11 protein-coding genes and 3 pseudogenes are annotated in these 14,820 nt (G+C 66.2%); 4 read left to right on the top strand and 10 right to left on the bottom strand.

Going from position 1 to position 14,820, the window contains the following annotated elements:
- Positions 1 to 209 precede the first annotated feature (209 nt).
- Entirely contained in the window at positions 210 to 1,049 is an 840-nt protein-coding gene (locus OHA58_RS40330; protein ID WP_405475110.1) for an IS5 family transposase, read from the top strand.
- 472 nt (positions 1,050 to 1,521) lie between these two features.
- On the opposite strand, the gene OHA58_RS40325 is transcribed toward OHA58_RS40330, so the two are convergent.
- A complete protein-coding gene (locus tag OHA58_RS40325) occupies positions 1,522 to 2,067 on the bottom strand; it encodes a GIY-YIG nuclease family protein (protein ID WP_405475112.1) in 546 nt (181 codons plus the stop codon).
- A gap of 1,158 nt (positions 2,068 to 3,225) precedes the next feature.
- Here OHA58_RS40325 and OHA58_RS40320 point away from each other — a divergent pair.
- Positions 3,226 to 4,278, top strand: coding sequence for a PQQ-binding-like beta-propeller repeat protein (locus OHA58_RS40320; RefSeq protein ID WP_405475115.1), 1,053 nt, complete (start codon positions 3,226 to 3,228; stop codon positions 4,276 to 4,278).
- A gap of 219 nt (positions 4,279 to 4,497) precedes the next feature.
- Here OHA58_RS40320 and OHA58_RS40315 read toward each other — a convergent pair whose 3' ends face one another.
- The 5 genes and pseudogenes from OHA58_RS40315 to OHA58_RS40295 all read right to left on the bottom strand — a co-directional run.
- Positions 4,498 to 5,136, bottom strand: coding sequence for a hypothetical protein (locus OHA58_RS40315; RefSeq protein ID WP_405475118.1), 639 nt, complete (start codon positions 5,134 to 5,136; stop codon positions 4,498 to 4,500).
- A 92-nt stretch (positions 5,137 to 5,228) separates the two neighbouring features.
- Positions 5,229 to 5,462 (bottom strand): hypothetical protein, encoded by a 234-nt coding sequence (locus OHA58_RS40310; protein WP_405475120.1) that lies wholly within the window; start codon positions 5,460 to 5,462, stop codon positions 5,229 to 5,231.
- Between the two features lie 93 nt (positions 5,463 to 5,555).
- A pseudogene (locus tag OHA58_RS40305) lies at positions 5,556 to 5,945 on the bottom strand (transposase); the annotation flags it as partial.
- 479 nt (positions 5,946 to 6,424) lie between these two features.
- Positions 6,425 to 6,754 carry an integrase core domain-containing protein gene (locus OHA58_RS40300; protein WP_405475123.1) on the bottom strand — a complete coding sequence of 110 codons (330 nt, stop codon included), beginning with the start codon at positions 6,752 to 6,754 and terminating at the stop codon, positions 6,425 to 6,427.
- A pseudogene (locus OHA58_RS40295) lies at positions 6,738 to 6,902 on the bottom strand (IS30 family transposase); the annotation flags it as partial. The gene OHA58_RS40300 and the pseudogene OHA58_RS40295, both read right to left, overlap by 17 nt.
- Positions 6,903 to 6,969: 67 nt before the next feature.
- Here OHA58_RS40295 and OHA58_RS40290 point away from each other — a divergent pair.
- Positions 6,970 to 7,778 (top strand): IS5 family transposase gene (locus tag OHA58_RS40290; RefSeq protein WP_405475125.1). Its coding sequence is split into 2 segments (ribosomal slippage): positions 6,970 to 7,309 and positions 7,309 to 7,778, totalling 810 coding nucleotides; the frame shifts between segments, so codons are not numbered across the junction.
- A 50-nt stretch (positions 7,779 to 7,828) separates the two neighbouring features.
- Here the strand turns inward: OHA58_RS40290 and OHA58_RS40285 are convergent.
- The 3 genes and pseudogenes from OHA58_RS40285 to OHA58_RS40275 all read right to left on the bottom strand — a co-directional run bounded on the left by OHA58_RS40285 (position 7,829) and on the right by OHA58_RS40275 (position 11,237).
- Positions 7,829 to 8,887, bottom strand: coding sequence for an IS110 family transposase (locus tag OHA58_RS40285; protein ID WP_405475127.1), 1,059 nt, complete (start codon positions 8,885 to 8,887; stop codon positions 7,829 to 7,831).
- A gap of 249 nt (positions 8,888 to 9,136) precedes the next feature.
- Positions 9,137 to 10,147 (bottom strand): annotated as a pseudogene (locus tag OHA58_RS40280) (IS30 family transposase); the annotation flags it as partial.
- The gene (locus OHA58_RS40275; RefSeq protein ID WP_405475129.1) at positions 10,095 to 11,237 is read right to left on the bottom strand and encodes an IS3 family transposase; all 1,143 of its coding nucleotides are present in this window, start codon (positions 11,235 to 11,237) and stop codon (positions 10,095 to 10,097) included. The pseudogene OHA58_RS40280 and the gene OHA58_RS40275, both read right to left, overlap by 53 nt.
- Before the next feature lie 2,892 nt (positions 11,238 to 14,129).
- On the opposite strand from OHA58_RS40275, the gene OHA58_RS40270 reads away from it, so the two are divergent.
- The gene (locus tag OHA58_RS40270; RefSeq protein WP_405475132.1) at positions 14,130 to 14,276 is read left to right on the top strand and encodes a hypothetical protein; all 147 of its coding nucleotides are present in this window, start codon (positions 14,130 to 14,132) and stop codon (positions 14,274 to 14,276) included.
- A gap of 121 nt (positions 14,277 to 14,397) precedes the next feature.
- On the opposite strand, the gene OHA58_RS40265 is transcribed toward OHA58_RS40270, so the two are convergent.
- The gene (locus OHA58_RS40265; protein ID WP_405475134.1) at positions 14,398 to 14,754 is read right to left on the bottom strand and encodes a MerR family transcriptional regulator; all 357 of its coding nucleotides are present in this window, start codon (positions 14,752 to 14,754) and stop codon (positions 14,398 to 14,400) included.
- Between the last annotated feature and the right edge of the window lie 66 nt (positions 14,755 to 14,820).

The following is a 14,820-nucleotide window of genomic DNA, read 5'->3' as shown; positions in this document are numbered from 1 at the left end:
TATTTAGGCCGTTATTAGCGAGTTTGGGAGTCGACTTGTCTGTGGCTACTGAGGCTGGTGTGAACGGTGGTGTAGGAGTCCGCGACTTCGGCGCCGTGTTGGCCTGGCTGCTCCTGTTTCATCCCAAGGCGCCGGGTTGTGCGCCGTGTGCTTCGGGCGCCGGTGTCTGCGCCCGGGCCTGCCGGGTCGGGGGTGGGTAGCTCGGAATCATGTCTGAACGTCGCCGCTATCCCAGTGACTTGTCCGATGCCCGGTGGGAGTTGGTCGAGCCGGTCCTGACAGCGTGGCGGTCCGAGCGCCGCGGCCGCGGCCTGGACATCGGCCGGCCGCCGGACCACGACCTGCGGAGCCTGCTGGACGCGGTCCTCTACGTGAACCGCACCGGGATCCCCTGGCGCTACCTGCCGCACGACCATCCGCACTGGAACACGGTCTATGCCTACTTCGCGCGCTGGCAGGAAGAGGGTGTCTTCGACCAGCTCAACAGTCTCCTCCGCCGGCAAGTCCGCAGGCAGGAAGGCCGGGAGGAGGAGCCGACCGCGTGTGTCATCGACTCTCAGAGCATCAAGACCTCCACTAACGTGCCTGCCTTTGAGCAGGGCATCGACGCCGGCAAGAAGATCGTCGGGCGCAAGCGCAGCATCGTCATCGACACCGTCGGGCTCCTCCTTGGAGTCCTCGTCACCGCGGCCAGCGTGCAGGACTCCATCGCCGGCCAGACGCTTATCGAACGGGTCGCCACCGAGCATCCCGCCGTCCGCAAGACCTGGGTCGACGGCGGCTACCGCCAGCACCTCGTCGAACACGCCGCCACCCTGGGCATCGACATGCACATCGTCCGCCGCGACCACGCCACCAAGGGATTTGCCGTCCTGCCCCGCCGTTGGACCGTCGAGAGAACCTTGGGCTGGCTCATGAACCACCGACGCCTTGCCCGCGACTACGAAGCCCACCCACACCGCTCCGAAGCCATAATCCGCCTCGCGATGATCAACCTCATGACCCGCAGACTCACCGCCGAATCCACTCCCACATGGCGCGGAGCATGAACCACACTCAACCCAGCAAATCGGGATGAAACAACGGGACGAAACGCCCTCTTAGATGTGCCGGATGGCACTGCCGGAGAGCTACGCCTTATAAGTTGTCCGATCTTGATCCGGGGGCGTCAGCTGGCATCCGCCAGATGACTCGCTGGCCTGGCCAGAGGGCCTGCCCGACTTCGACGGATGCCAGCGGACGGCCGCGGACTGAGCAGCGTTTGAGACCACCATTGAGACCACGACCGACAAGGTACGGGCTCCATTTCGACGCCTACGCACCCACGCCCGAGGTGCGACGCAGGGAGGTACCGTCTGCCTCGGGATCACCGCTTTAGGAGTTCGATCGCCTTGTCGCGCGGCGTGCCGAAACGGGGGTGGGTGGTCGCCCGTGGGTCCGGCTCTGGCCGCGTCGGTGCACCATCGTTCGCCGTCGTTGATGTCAGCTGGTGATGTCAGCTGGTGATGTCAGCCTGACGGGCTATGCGCTGATGGGCAACTCGCGTGCCCGCCCCCGGGCTTGGGCCCTCAGCTCCTTGAGGCGGTCATAGAAGGCGTTGTCGCGGTTCTGGTCGAGATTCAGCGGCAGGTCGAGTTGAGAGATGAGCTCCGACTCCATGGTCCACGGTTTGTCATGCTCGATCCAGCACACCCGGGCGTTCTCCGCCATCCACTGGCTGAGGGCAGTTTCCCCGGCCTTGCCGAAGGTCATGCGCTTCCCGCTGCCTACGCGGCGCAGCTCAAGCCCGAGCAGACAACCGAGGGAGAGGCGAAGCGTTGATCCAGCCGCATTGCCCCGGTAGTGATACCGCACGCGCTTGCGCAGGTTCTGCGTGCTTGTCCGGTTAGCGATGTGTCGCGGCGCTATGCCAACGTAGAGCAGGCGCCCGGCAGCGACGTCTACGCATGGAGTCATTTCGAAATGCCACCCGTAGACCCCGGCCGCCGCCGGCACTGGGCTGGGACGCAACAGGACCTCCTGCGCCGACCACAGCCGATCCGGTTCGGTGAGAGCAGCATGCGCCATGGAGCCTCCAAAGTCGGCAAAGGCTGTTGGCCGCAGGCTACTGCCTGAGTACTCGGTCCCCAGCTCCAGACCGGGCACCGCCGCTTTGTAAGGGCGGACGTGACCGGGAGGAAGGACGGCCAGGTCGCCCCGGGTGTAGCCGCAGCCCGGGGCAACGGCGCATCTCGACTGCGGCGAGCCGTTGTTGACCGTGAATGACCGTGCAATGTGGCACGGCTGTGGCGCGGGGACCGCTTCGTCCCGAAGAAACGGGTGGGGGCGCTGCCTTGGGCTGGTGTGGCCCCCACCTGCGGTGGCCGTCCATGCACGTCCGTGCTTGTCCGCTGCTGTTCGTCCGCGTTGGACCGGTCACTGGAGGTCATACCGGTCGGGCTACGGCCGTATAGGGACGCTGTCGGACGGGGCCGGTTGCTGCGGTTGCTGTACTTCGCTGCTGTACCGCAGCGAAGTCAGCCTGCACTACACGTGACTCGTGGTCGCCCTGCTCAGGGGCCACGTCTACCGGCCGGAACGGCAGGCTGCGCAGGTCCCCACCAACACGCTTTCCAAGTCTGTTGGTCGGGTTCTGGCGGTGGTCCGCTGTGGTTCACGCGCGTTCGTTCCAGGTCGTCAGCGGTGCCCGATTGAACCTGTCGTACCGGTGCGAACGACTCCGAACGGCAGTGAGTGAGACGGAAACTGAGGCGGCCCATGGCCCTCGCTCTCAGAGCGCAAACCAGGCAGAACCCCAGGGAAATGTACAGAGGCCCTCGGGAACCACCTGGCGAGCCACGGCAACCACACCGCAGCCCTTGTGCTGCCCTTCTGCGGAAGGTGAGAATCCCTCAGCCATCGGGTCACGGTGATCAGGGGCAGGGCCGAGGGGCTGTTGTGGCGCGACGGATGAATTTGCTCGGAGAACCAGGAGTGGGACTGTCGGGGGGACCGGGCAAGCCTGTTCCAAACGTTGCGGAAGTGCGGGCGCTGGGCCGCGTTCAGGTGTGGGGTCTGCTCATCGCGCTGCTCCTCCTCGCGGTGAGCCACTTGTGGGTGCACAGGCAGCACCAGCCACGGGACGTGGTCACTGGAGCCCACGGCCCCTTTCCCGCCGCGTTCGGCGCCGGGGCCCCGGTCGCGCCTGAACGCGTCGTACGTCGGACTTCGGGATTCGATGAAGCCTTGGTCCACGGACTGTACGTACACGAGACAGGTTCGCTCTCCGGCGTGAGGGCGGTGAACGTGCGGACCGGCAAGGAGTACTGGCGCTACGAGCGCCCAGACTCGGAGCCAGGTGTGGATACGTTCGACGTGTCGGAACGCACCGTGGTGGCCGCCTTCGACGAAGGGAGGCTCATCGGCGTCGATCTGCGCACGGGCAAGCCGCTGTGGCACGTAGACATCCAGCATGCCAAGGGCTTTCGGACCACGGTGCTTGCCGGCGGCCAAGCTCTCACCGAGGCCCCCGGTGCCGTGCGTGCCTTCGCCGAGCGCGACGGCCGGAGTCTGTGGACTGCGAAGACGCCCAAATCCTGCCCCGACGGACTCGTGATCAGGGCGTACGCCCTGCCGGGCCACCTGAGCGTCGTCTCTTTGGTCTGCAACGTGACGAGCCCCAACAGGGACGCGTACGACCTCCTGCTCGGCATCGACAACCGCACGGGCAAGGTTCTGTGGCAGCAGCACAGCGCGGACCTCGGGCTGATGGTCAGGGGAGGCGAGCACACGCTGGTCATCCCTCATTCGGACCACCTGTGGGGCATTCAGCTGCTCGACGTGAACCGCCAAGGGGTCGCTGCGCGCGCTCTCACTGCCGCCGATGCGTGGGACGCGGTCGCCGCGGGAGGCGGCATCGTACTGTCGGCCATCGGCCCCGGTTACTGGTCCGAGGAGGACCACGACGCTCTCCTGCGCGCCTACCGCACCCGGGACGGACACCTTGCTTGGCAGCTGCGGGCGCCGACCGGCCAGGCGTACGGGTTCCCCGAGGTCGCCGACGGCCGGGTGTACGTCGTACGCCAGCCGTTCCTCACAGGGAAGGACACGGGTCGCCGGATCCGCGCCGACCTGCTCGTCCTCGACTCGGGCACCGGGCGCCTGCTCCACACCCTGCGGCTGCCGGCCATGACCGTTCCGGACGAGAGCAGGGAACTCGACGTACGTGACATCGGCGACAGGGCGCTGAGCATCGGCTGGCATGACAATGAGGGAGCCGTGCTGATCGCCACGGACTGACCCTTCCCTCGTGGCGCGCACCTCGCCATCACCCAGCCCAATGGGCCTGGTGGCGCGTGACACGTCTTTCCGCATGAGGTCAGCGGAGTCTCAACGGCGAGGCAAGGCTGTCAACAAGCTTGAAAACCGTCGTGGCGCGAGTCACCGTGGGTTCAAATCCCACACCCACCGCGCAGGTTGACGGGAGTTATTGTCAAGAGTTGTGGATCAGTGTCACGCTCACGGCGATTCGCGGTCCAGGTGTGCATGGGTTTCGATGGGGTCTTGGAATACAAGTCGTGGGACATCGGCCGTGATCCAAGGCTCCGGTCTGCCCCGGGGAAGCGCGGGTGCCAGGGCCCAGAACCCCGCTTGTACGCGGTCCTCGGTGTACTCCCAGATGTTCTCGGTCACCCGCAGCGACACCCTTCCCCCAGGCAGCGGCTCCACCTCGTGGAAGGCGCCGGTGTCCCGGAGACGGCCGATGCCCCCGAGTTCCGACACGACTCCCGGGGAGCAGACCGTCCACCAGGAATACCCTCGCAAGGTGGACTCCATCTCGGGGTATGTGTCCTCAAGGAGCAGTCCGAGGGCGGCCTCCAGCGCGGTCCTTCCAGTGGCGGACTCGGTGTCGTCCGCGACACTGCCGTAGAGGATGTCGTCGTGGGCGCTCACCTGCGAGCGGAAGAACCGGGTCCATCTGCGCTGTGCCGCGTGCCGGGCGACCGGGTCGTCGAATTCCTCAGTCGTACGGGATGCGCTCAGCGAAACCAGTTCCGGGGTCTCGTTCTCCCGCGCGACTGTCACGTCGAGCCACGGTATGTCGGGATGTCCATCGGGACCGATGCGTCTCAGAACGAGCTTCGATTCGCCCGGCATGCTTTCCAGATCCCGGAGGAAGGTGTGCCAGTTCCTCGGTGACCAGGGAACCTCGTAAGGCTTCTGCCGTCGCTTGACGGGCGCGAGGACCGTCAGTGACGCCCACAGGGTTCCGGGTTCCGCTTTTCCTTGCTGATGGCAAGGGCGCCAGCCGAGAAATCCAGGTTGTATCCGAATTCGTCACCAAGCGCCCCGGCAAGCTCGGCCAGAGCCGCTGTGATCCACCGCTCCGCCATCATGCGGAACGCGTGGCCGTCGCCTGGACAGGGCAGGTTGAGCTCAGCACGGAGAATCGAGTTCAGCCTGATCTCCCGCTTCGCCGCCATAGCCCGCTCCCTTGCATGGTGTCGTGGCGCCTGACCGGTCATCGTGACCTGATCTTATGCCGCGAGGGTCTTGGGGTGTTCGACGAGGTGGCCTCACTCGAAGCACGCCCCGGCCCTCACCAAGGCCACGACATGGGGTGCGTTGACGGCCCACCAGCGGGCCTGAGCGGACTCGATCGACGAGCTTGAAGGCCATGGCCAGAGCGGCCGCGCGGGAGCCTGCGCCCTTGGTCACCTTCGTCCGGAGCCGCACGGTCGCGAAGGTCGACTCGATCGGGTTCGTGGTCCGCAGGTGGATCCAGCGCTCGGCGCGGAATTCGTAGAAGGCCAGCAACTCGTCCTGTCCGTGATCTTCTTGACGGCCTTGGGGAACTTCGCCCCGTACTGCTGGGCGAACGCCTTGACCGCCTTGGCCGCGTGTTCTTTGTCCTCGGCGTTGTAGATGTCCTGGAGCGCCTTCTTCGCTCCGGTCTGGGCCGACTTGGCCGCGGGTTCCCGCTGTTCCCCGGTGTTCCCCGCTCGGTCGGGCACGGCTGGGGCACAGCAGCGTGCTGCATGGAGCAACTCCCCCTGGAGTGTCTTGCCTCCAGTACATAAGTCGGGAGAGGCGCCCAAGGAGAACAGGGAAGCGTTCTGACCTGTGATGCTTCGCACGCCTAGGCGCAGCGGACGTACTAGGGCCCCTCAGGTGATCACTGAGGGGCCCTAGCGTTGTTCGGGGTGATGAGACGCAAGCGAGCCAAGTCGACGCTCAGCGCCCGTCTCCAAAGCGCCGTACGCGCTAGTGTGATCGTCTGCATGATCAGTGACGGTTGTACTCGCGTAGCGACAAGGGGACTTGGTGAACCGCACGGGGTGGGCCACGCTTGCGGCAGCGTCGGTGATGTTATTCGGATGCGGTAAGCCGGATCCTTCTGGGCACAGCCCCGACGCAGTGAACCGTTCCGGGTTTGATCGAGACTCTAGGTTGTGACTGTGACCTGGGGTTTCGTGGTTGCTCGGTAGTAGTTGTTCTCGTATTCGACGGGTGGGATGTGCCCGATCTCACCGTGGAGTCGGCGGTGGCAGTACCAGTCGACCCACTCAGCAGTGGCCAGCTCGACCTCGGACAGCGTCTTCCAAGGTCGGCGGGGCTTGATCAGCTCGGTCTTGAAGAGTCCGATCGTGGACTCCATCAGGGAGTTGTCGTACGCGTCGCCGACCGATCCGATCGACGCGGCGATGCCGGCCTTCTCGAGGTGCTCGGCAAGTGCGAACGATGTGTACTGCTCAGATTCAACTGGTCGATGCAACACCGTCTTGTTGGAGCAACTGTAGGTGCTCGTTGAACGCTTCGGCGGGTGTCTTCCAGCCGAGTGTTTTTCGTGGTCGAGTGTTCAAGGCGTGAGCGACTGCCTCGATCTCCTCGGCGCTCCAGCGGGACAGGTCGGTGCCCTTACTGATCGTTTCAGAATGAAATCGTTGTGGTGGCTTGGCAGTTGGGTGTTGGGTCGGCAGGATCTGTTGGGTGTCTGCCGACCTTGTGCCTGATGACCTGTGGGAACGTATAGCCCCGCTGCTACCGGTGCGTCCGCCTCGGCGGCATCGGCATCCCGGGCGGTTGCCGGTGGATGACCGTGCTGCTCTGCGAGGCATCGTTTACGTGCTGTGCAAGAGCGTGAGCTGGCGGGACGTCCCCGCCGAGCGGATCGGCTGCAGCGGGGTGACGGCCTGGCGGCGTCTGCGGGACTGGACCGAAGCCGGAGTCTGGCCCCGCCTGCACGAAGTCCTGCTGGCGGAACTACGCAAAGAAGGCCTGCTGGAGATGGACGACGCCGCGATCGACGGCTCGCACGTCTGGGCTCTCAAAGGGGGGCTCACACCGGACCTTCGCCGGTCGACCGGGCACGCCCCGGCAGCAAACACCACATCATCGTCGACCGGCACGGAACCCCGCTCGCTATCACGCTGACCAGCGGAAACCGTCACGACGTCACCCAGCTCATGCCTTTACTGGACGCCATACCGCACATTCGCGGCCTGCGCGGCCGGCCCCGGCACCGGCCCCGGCGGCTGTTCGCCGACCGCGGCTACGACTTCGACAAGTACCGGCGCCTCGTCCGGGCTCGCGGGATCACACCCAAGATCGCCCGCCGTGGCACCCCGCACGGCTCCGGCCTGGGCAAGACCCGATGGGTCGTCGAGCGCACCTTCGCCTGGCTCCACCAGTTCAAACGACTCCGCATCCGCTACGAGATACGCGCCGACCTCCACCTCGGACTGCTCCAACTCGCCTGCAGCATCATCTGTTTGAGACGACTCCGGACCTCATTCTGAAACGATCAGTTAGGGAAGTACTGGCGCAGCAGGCCGTTGACGCTTCTATGTCAAGCGGCGAGCTGATGTTGAGTGATGTGGTGCTGCCAGGTAGCTCGGTCTTGGGTCATGGCGCGGTGGATGACGTCGATCAGGTGGCGTTTGAGGATGCGTCGGGCTCCGCGGGCTCCCTTGGTCGGCTCGTGGCGGGCCAGGAGTGCTCGCGCGCCCGCATGGAATCGTTGCTGGACGATGGACGTCGTGTAGAGCACGCTGTTGAGCCGCCGGTTGCCGCCTCGGTGCAGTCGGTAGCGTTCCTTGTCGGAGGAGTAGACCGGGATCGGTGCGGTCCCGGTGTAGCGGGCGAGCTTTGCTGAGCTGGCGAAACGGGTGATGTCACCGATCTCGGCGAGGAGGACCGCCGCGGAGACGTGGCTGATCCCTGTGATCTCCAGGAGCGCGGGTGCCAGCGGGGTGACCAGCTCCCGGATCGTGGTTTCGAGTCCGCGGACACGTTTGTTCAGCCCGTCTATCTCCGTGATCATCTCGATCAGCACCCGGCGGACGTGATCGCTCATGTCCGTGGTGTCCACCAGCACCGTCAGCGAGGTCATGCCGGGCCGGCGGGTGAGGTCGCCGGGGGTGTGGTCGAGCCAGAGGTGCGTGTATGCCTTGATCTGGTTGATCACCATGGTGCGGCGTCGGACGAGGTCGGCCCGTGAGTCGACCAGAACGCGCAGCTCGCGCACGCGGTCGTCGATGCGGTGACGGTCCAGGCCGGGGGTGGCGATCGCGGCGTGGGCGACCGCGGCAGCGTCGACGGGGTCGGACTTCGAGCCAGTGGCGGCGTGCAGTTTGCGGTGGGCGGCCATCAGCCGGGTGGGGACCCAGACCACCTCGTGGCCGGTCAGCAGCAGGCCGTCAGCCAGACGGCGGGCGAAGCCGCGACCGTCCTCGATTGCCCAGGTGATGGGGGTGCCGTCGGCGATCGTGCGGATCCACTTGAGCAGGACGCCGATCAGGTTCGCGTCGTTCTTGACGGTCAACGGCCTGGTCAGCCGCTTGCCGTCAGCGTCGACGGCCACTGCGACGTGTACGTGCTTGTGCGGGTCGATCCCCACTGTCACCATCGAGTTGTCCTCTTGTCTGCTGTCGCGGATGACGGGACAGATGCGAGGGCCCTGGCCAGGGGACAGACCTATTGCGAGTTGACGGCTCAGCAGGCTTCTATCAAGTCACTCCCGGCCAGGGCTCTCGCCCTGTGGACCGCCGTAGACATCTCAACGGAAAGCCTTTCGGCACGTGTTCTCCGAGTCACCCGGCGGCCCCGCCGAGCCTCTCCCGTCGAAGAAGCCCGGCCCGGCAAGGCTGCACCAATAGGTGTTCTCGTTCGTGCCGCGCTGCCAGGGGCTATGCGGGTCGGCGAAGAAGACGGGGATGCCGGTCTCGACCTTGAACTGGGTGTGGGCCGATATCTCCTTGCCACGGTCCCAGGTCAGCGACCGAGCGAGCTGCGCGGGCAGGGTCGACATCGTCGTGGCCAGCGCGTTCTTCATCGATATCGCGCCGTAGCCGGCCAACGCAGGACCGTTCTTCGTCCGTTGGATCTCGCCGTACCCCTCTTCACGGGGCAGGTGGACCAGCATGGTGAACCTGGTCGTTCGCTCCACGACGGTGCCGACCGCTGAACGTTCCAGCCCGATGATCAAGTCGCCTTCCCAGTGGCCAGGAACAGCGCGGTCCTCAGCTTCAGCGGGCCGCTCGCTCAGGAGCGCTTCGGGCGTGACGTGTGCCCAGGTCTTGCGACGTGAGCGGGCTCGGGGTGCGCGTAGCGCGCGACCGGTGCGTAGACACAAGATGAGCTCGCGCTTGAGCGCGCCCCGACTCTCGATATAGAGCGCCTGGTAGATCGCCTCGTGGCTGATGCGCATGGACTCATCATCAGGGAAGTCGAGCTTGATCCGGTTCGCGATCTGCTCCGGGCTCCACGCCTGCACCCAGGCACGGTCCTTGCGGTGCGGCTTGTTCCGGCCGGTCCACTTCCCCGTCGTTGGTCCCTCGATCGGGGTCCCGTCGGGACGGCTGATCTGCCCGGACAACCGCTCTTGGACATAGGCATGCAACCGAGGGTTCGTGACCAGCTTTGCCCTCTTCGGCCGCCGCGCGACCAGGTCGGCCTTCCACTGAGCGACCGACGCCCGGTACTCGACCTTTCCGCTGCGGGTCGCGGCATTGCGTCGCAGCTCACGCGAGATTGTCCCAGGATCGCGACCGACGGTCCGAGCGATCTCGCGTACGCCTTTGTCCTGGGCCTTGAGTAGCGCGATATCCTCACGCTCACGAAACGACAGGTACCTGCCCATAGGCGGCTTCGGGTCGAACGGTCGCATCCCGCCACCGTGGCGGAACCACCGGCCGCCAACAGGCTGTGACACGCCCACAGCAGCCGCGGCCTCCTCGGGCAACAGCCCCTTGGCTATCTCGTCCCAGAACGCCACCTCGACCTCGCGATGAAACTTCGGATGCCCCGGCGACCTCATCGCCGGACGAATCGCACGATCTGCTGCCTGCTGTCGACGAACCATCCAACACCTCCTCTATCACGAGGTGTTGCGACGACCGGTTGAATCCGCCCTGCGACCCGGCATCGGAGTGATGTATCAACTCGCCCTTCCGATAGGGGTGTTGGTCGCGATCACGTTGCCACAGGGCCATCTCGAGAGCGTCCAGGACGAGCCGTGTCTCCTTCGAGGTGGCAGCGGACCAGCCGACGATACGGCGGGAGAAGGTGTCCACGACGAAAGCGACGTAGACGACGCCGGCGAACGTGGCGACGTGGGTGAAGTCGGCGACCCAGCAACGGTTCGGGGCCGGGGCGACGAAGTCACGGTCCACGAGGTCCGGGGCCCGCTCCGCGTTCGCGTCGGGAATCGTGGTGATCACCCGCTTGCCGCGGACCGCGCCGGTGATCCCGAGGTCACGCATGAGGCGTTCGACGGTGCAGCGGGCCACCGCGACCTCCTGGCGGTTCAGGTGCCGCCAGATCTTGCGGGCACCGTAGACACGGTAGTTGGCCTCGTACGCCTGGGTGATCAGGTCCTTCAGCTCGGCGTCGCGGAGGGTGCGGGCCGCAGGCTTGGCTTGGCGTTTGTGGTGGGCGTAGTAGGTGGACGGGGCGATCTTGCAGTCGTGGTCGGTGAGGACCCGGCAGATCGGCTCGACGCCGCCGAAACGGCCCTTGTGCTCGTCGATGAACGCTACGAGCGTGTGTGTGGCCGGTCGACGTCTCCAACGATGGCATTGACGCGAAGAAAGCCGAGGCCGCCTTGCGGATCTCGTTGGCCCGTCGCCGCTCGGCGTTCTCGGCCTTGAGCCGCTTGATCTCCGCGGCCTCCTCGGAGGTGACGCCGGGCCGTTGGCCGGCGTCGACCTGGGATTTGCGAACCCATGTCCGCACCGTCTCGGCGGTAGATGTCGCAATCACCACCGAAACCAGAAGGCCCTCACCCATGCAAGACCACCCTGCCGTCACCAACGTGCCCGAACAGCACACCTAGCGCCGGCACACCACACGAGATGTCGGCTCCAATCCGCCTGTAGCTACGGAACGGAGCCAACCGCCGGGTGAGGTGTCACGCCTGGCGGCGCAACTCCGTCCATCACAGCAGAGCCGGCCGTGGTGCGGCAGCCGGAGGCGGTATGCACCCGCATCCGTCCCTCTTCCCGCTGCGGCCCGTCTCATCGGGCCGCGAGCGCGGAGGCCCCGGCCGACGCGCAACACGACACAACGCTGCTCCGACCCCGAGCACGCACGCGCCGGCCTCGTCCTGCCGTCTGCTCTTTCTCTTCTTCTTCCTTCCCCACCTGCGGCCAGGCCGGAGTGTGCGTGAGAGGGGTTGTCGGCACGACCGGTACGCCCCTATCGGTGGGTCTGACCTGCCGTTTTCCTCTCCCCAGCGGTGGAGAGTGCACTAGGGAGTTTGAGGCCCCCTTTGGGGGTGACTTTGCTGGTGGTTTTGAGGGGTAGTTTGTCGGCGATGCTGATGGCGGCCGCGGTGCTCGGGCGGGTCGTCACAAACACTGGGCCTCCCCTGCCCGGGCACTACGGCTCCGTGGTGATCGGCTCGATCCTGACCATCACCGGTTCCTGGCCGCCTGGCCGCCTGATCGCCGTCGACTTCCGTCCAACTTTCCGGCCGATGAAGGGCAGTGGGGTTGTTCATCCGGTTTGCAGGCCCGTCACATGGCCAGCGGTGACGGTCAGCCCAGTGCCTGGTCCAGAGGCTGGGGACTGCCACCACCGGCTGTGTTCCGCCACGTCCGGTTGCATGCTCCCCGCTCGTGCAGGCGGGCTCAAGGCAACGCCAATGACCGGGAACGGCATAGAGCAACGGTGAGGCAGCCGGCGAAGAGACCGAGGAGCAGCGCACTCCATCCCCACCAGCCGGGCGTCGCGCCGGCACTGAGGGCGAGCTTCACGTCGCCGAAGCCGATCACTCGGGGGTGAAGGGGATCATTGGCAAGAACACGACGCCCAGCATGCCGGCACCGAACAGGGGCGGCCGTGAAGGATCTGCGCCCCGGGCGCCCTGCTGGCGATGGCCGGCACGGCGAGTGCGGCAAGGGCGAACGGCGCCACATCACAGTCCACTACCACCGGTCGGTACGCATACCGGTACGCGTCTCGCTGCACCGCGCCGCCGGGCGGCTGCAGCGCACCGGTTGCGCAGTGCCCTGTCGCCCCCGCGCAACGGCTCGCGGATGGTTGCGCAGCACGATCCGATCGTCCACTGCGCAGCGGTGGGCGGGGACGCTGCGCAGCGGTGGGCGGGGACGCTGCGCAGCGGGGATCCCGGAGTGCGCAGTCAGAGTGCACTGCAACTGCGCAGCGGAGGTGCGCAGCATCGTGGGTGCGCTTTCGCGGTCACTGCGCACTCCCCCGCACCGGTACGCGTTTGGTTTCCCAACGCGTACCGGCCGCCTCGGCCCATTCCGCGTCACCCGGCTTCGAGGGCGCCTCGGCGACGGTCCGCGCCCGCCGTGATCCGGTGACCGGTACGCGTTCTACACGGGGCGAAAAAGCGCGTACCGAAACGCGTACCGGTCTCTAGAACAACCAGGTCACAGACCTGTCAGACGTACCTATGGCCCCCAGGACGCAACCGGTTTGCTCAGCTACTGGTACGCGTTTTCGCCGTACCGCTCCAGCCGCCCGGTGCGCGTTTTGGCGGGCGCCGCAAAATGCGTACCACCCGCTCACCGACGATGGGTACGGGCTGCGCAGTACCCGGTGCGCAACGCGCCCCAGTCGGCACTGCGCAGTCGGAGTCCGGACCGGGCGGGCCTGCTGCGCAACTCCCGAAGCCCCCGTTGCGCAGCGAGCCCGAACCGCTGCGCACTACAACACCGAGTACGGGTTCCTACGGGGCGCTGCGCAGCCGCAGGCCGCCCCCGGCACCGGTCGCACTGCGTACCAGGCCGCGCGGGACGGCTGACCACTCTGCGCAGCTCCTCAGTGATCACAAGCCCGTTTCGGCCCAGTGCCGTTCAGCCGCAACGGATGTTCTACAGCACGAGCGGATACTCCCAGCCCGGGGTTGTGACCCGGACAGCTACAGCGCCCGACGGGGCTCCGGCTCGGCCGTTGCCCCTTCCGGATGCCGCCCGGTCAGCCAGTGGAGGCCTGCCGGTCGGCCAGCGTCGAGCGGGCCCGGACCATTGGTCTGGGCCCGCGGCGCATTCGGAGCGAGGCCGTCCGGCTCTTCCCCGCCTGCGATGTAGGGCTGTCCTTCGACGAATGCGCTGAACCGAGCCGTGGGCCGTATGAAGGGGGCCTGACCAGGTCAGAGGGAGCCGTGAACCTGCTTCCCGCGATCACAACCACGCACGTCCTGGAAACGCCCCGTCGCATCGCCCCTGATCGATCCGCAAGACCAGGGCAGCCCCCGCGCCCGGCGGTCGACTACCGCCCTGATGGAGGGTCCGCAAAGTCACCAGCGTCCCGTGCACGGGGTGAGTCACAGCCCGTGCATGTCGAGGATGGTCATCAGCTTGCGCCTGCGCTTCAGTTCAGCCCGCAGTGCGCAGACGTACGCTGAACGCGGCGACACCACGGCCGAGCTGCCCCGCCCCCTCCGCACCGGACCGACGACCCATGTCGGCCCCTACCACCGCGCGGACGGCACCCGCGTACGGGCACCGCCGGTCCATCAGCCCCCGCACCGTCGCCGTCGCAGCGGGCACCGAGGGAGGTCGCGCTGGAAGCCGCCACCAGCACATGGAGCGACCGCGCCGAAATCCTCACCGTCGGCCTCGGCACCGAACTGGCCACCCGACTCCCCCAAGGCCGCCTGAATCCTCTACCAGGACTGGATGCTCATCGAAGACCAGGCAGGCAACCGCGCCGGCGTCAACGCCGCATACGAAACCCTCCGCGGAGTCAACCAACGCCTCGAGATCGGAATGGAAAGCGAAACCGAGAAGGTCTTCGACACCATCATGAGCCGGACCGCATCCTGATGCGTGAACGTAAAATCCACAACTTCCTGACACTGAAGGCAGATCGGTGACAACGGATTGGTGGCTTCGTTCACGAGAATGGGCTCCGGCTCATTTTCCGTGATCGGTCACTGAGGTTTTCTCAATGAGTCGCCTGCAACGGGCATCCGGTGCCGACGCGCACCTCAAGGTCCGCTCGAAGTACGGCGAGTTCGGCCATGCGCGTGTCGATGACTTGGATCTTCCCCTTGAGCAACGCGGACAGTACTTCCGCGGTATCCGGCGCGTCGCGCAGTTCCTCGCCGTGCCGTGCGATCTCCGCCAGTGAGAATCCGAGCGCCTGCGCGGTGCGGATGTAGTGCAGCCAGGTCACCGTCTCGGGCGGGAAGTCGCGATAGCCGTTGGTCAGCCGTCGACCTGTGACGAGGCCGAGTTTCTCGTAGAACCGAATGGTGTCCTTCGTGATGCCCGCCTGTGCGGCCAGCTCTCCGATGCGCATGCCCCTCCGTCCGATCGCGGCTTGACCTTGGAGCGTACTCCACTGTTTAGCGTGAAGCGTCGCTGT

The sequence above is a fragment of the Streptomyces sp. NBC_00009 genome (assembly GCF_045040855.1).
Taxonomy (GTDB): domain Bacteria; phylum Actinomycetota; class Actinomycetes; order Streptomycetales; family Streptomycetaceae; genus Streptomyces; species Streptomyces aureus.
Note: the sequence above shows the minus strand (reverse complement) of the source record. Positions and strands in the feature narration are given on the sequence as shown.

Bases quoted from the DNA above. Each gene is read 5' to 3' on its own strand.
- OHA58_RS40330 (WP_405475110.1), top strand. From the start codon at position 210: ATGTCTGAACGTCGCCGCTATCCCAGTGACTTGTCCGATGCCCGGTGG.
- OHA58_RS40325 (WP_405475112.1), bottom strand. From the start codon at position 2,067: ATGGCGCATGCTGCTCTCACCGAACCGGATCGGCTGTGGTCGGCGCAG.
- OHA58_RS40315 (WP_405475118.1), bottom strand. From the start codon at position 5,136: ATGCCGGGCGAATCGAAGCTCGTTCTGAGACGCATCGGTCCCGATGGA.
- OHA58_RS40310 (WP_405475120.1), bottom strand. From the start codon at position 5,462: ATGGCGGCGAAGCGGGAGATCAGGCTGAACTCGATTCTCCGTGCTGAG.
- OHA58_RS40285 (WP_405475127.1), bottom strand. From the start codon at position 8,887: ATGGTGACAGTGGGGATCGACCCGCACAAGCACGTACACGTCGCAGTG.
- OHA58_RS40270 (WP_405475132.1), top strand. From the start codon at position 14,130: ATGCTCATCGAAGACCAGGCAGGCAACCGCGCCGGCGTCAACGCCGCA.
- OHA58_RS40265 (WP_405475134.1), bottom strand. From the start codon at position 14,754: ATGCGCATCGGAGAGCTGGCCGCACAGGCGGGCATCACGAAGGACACC.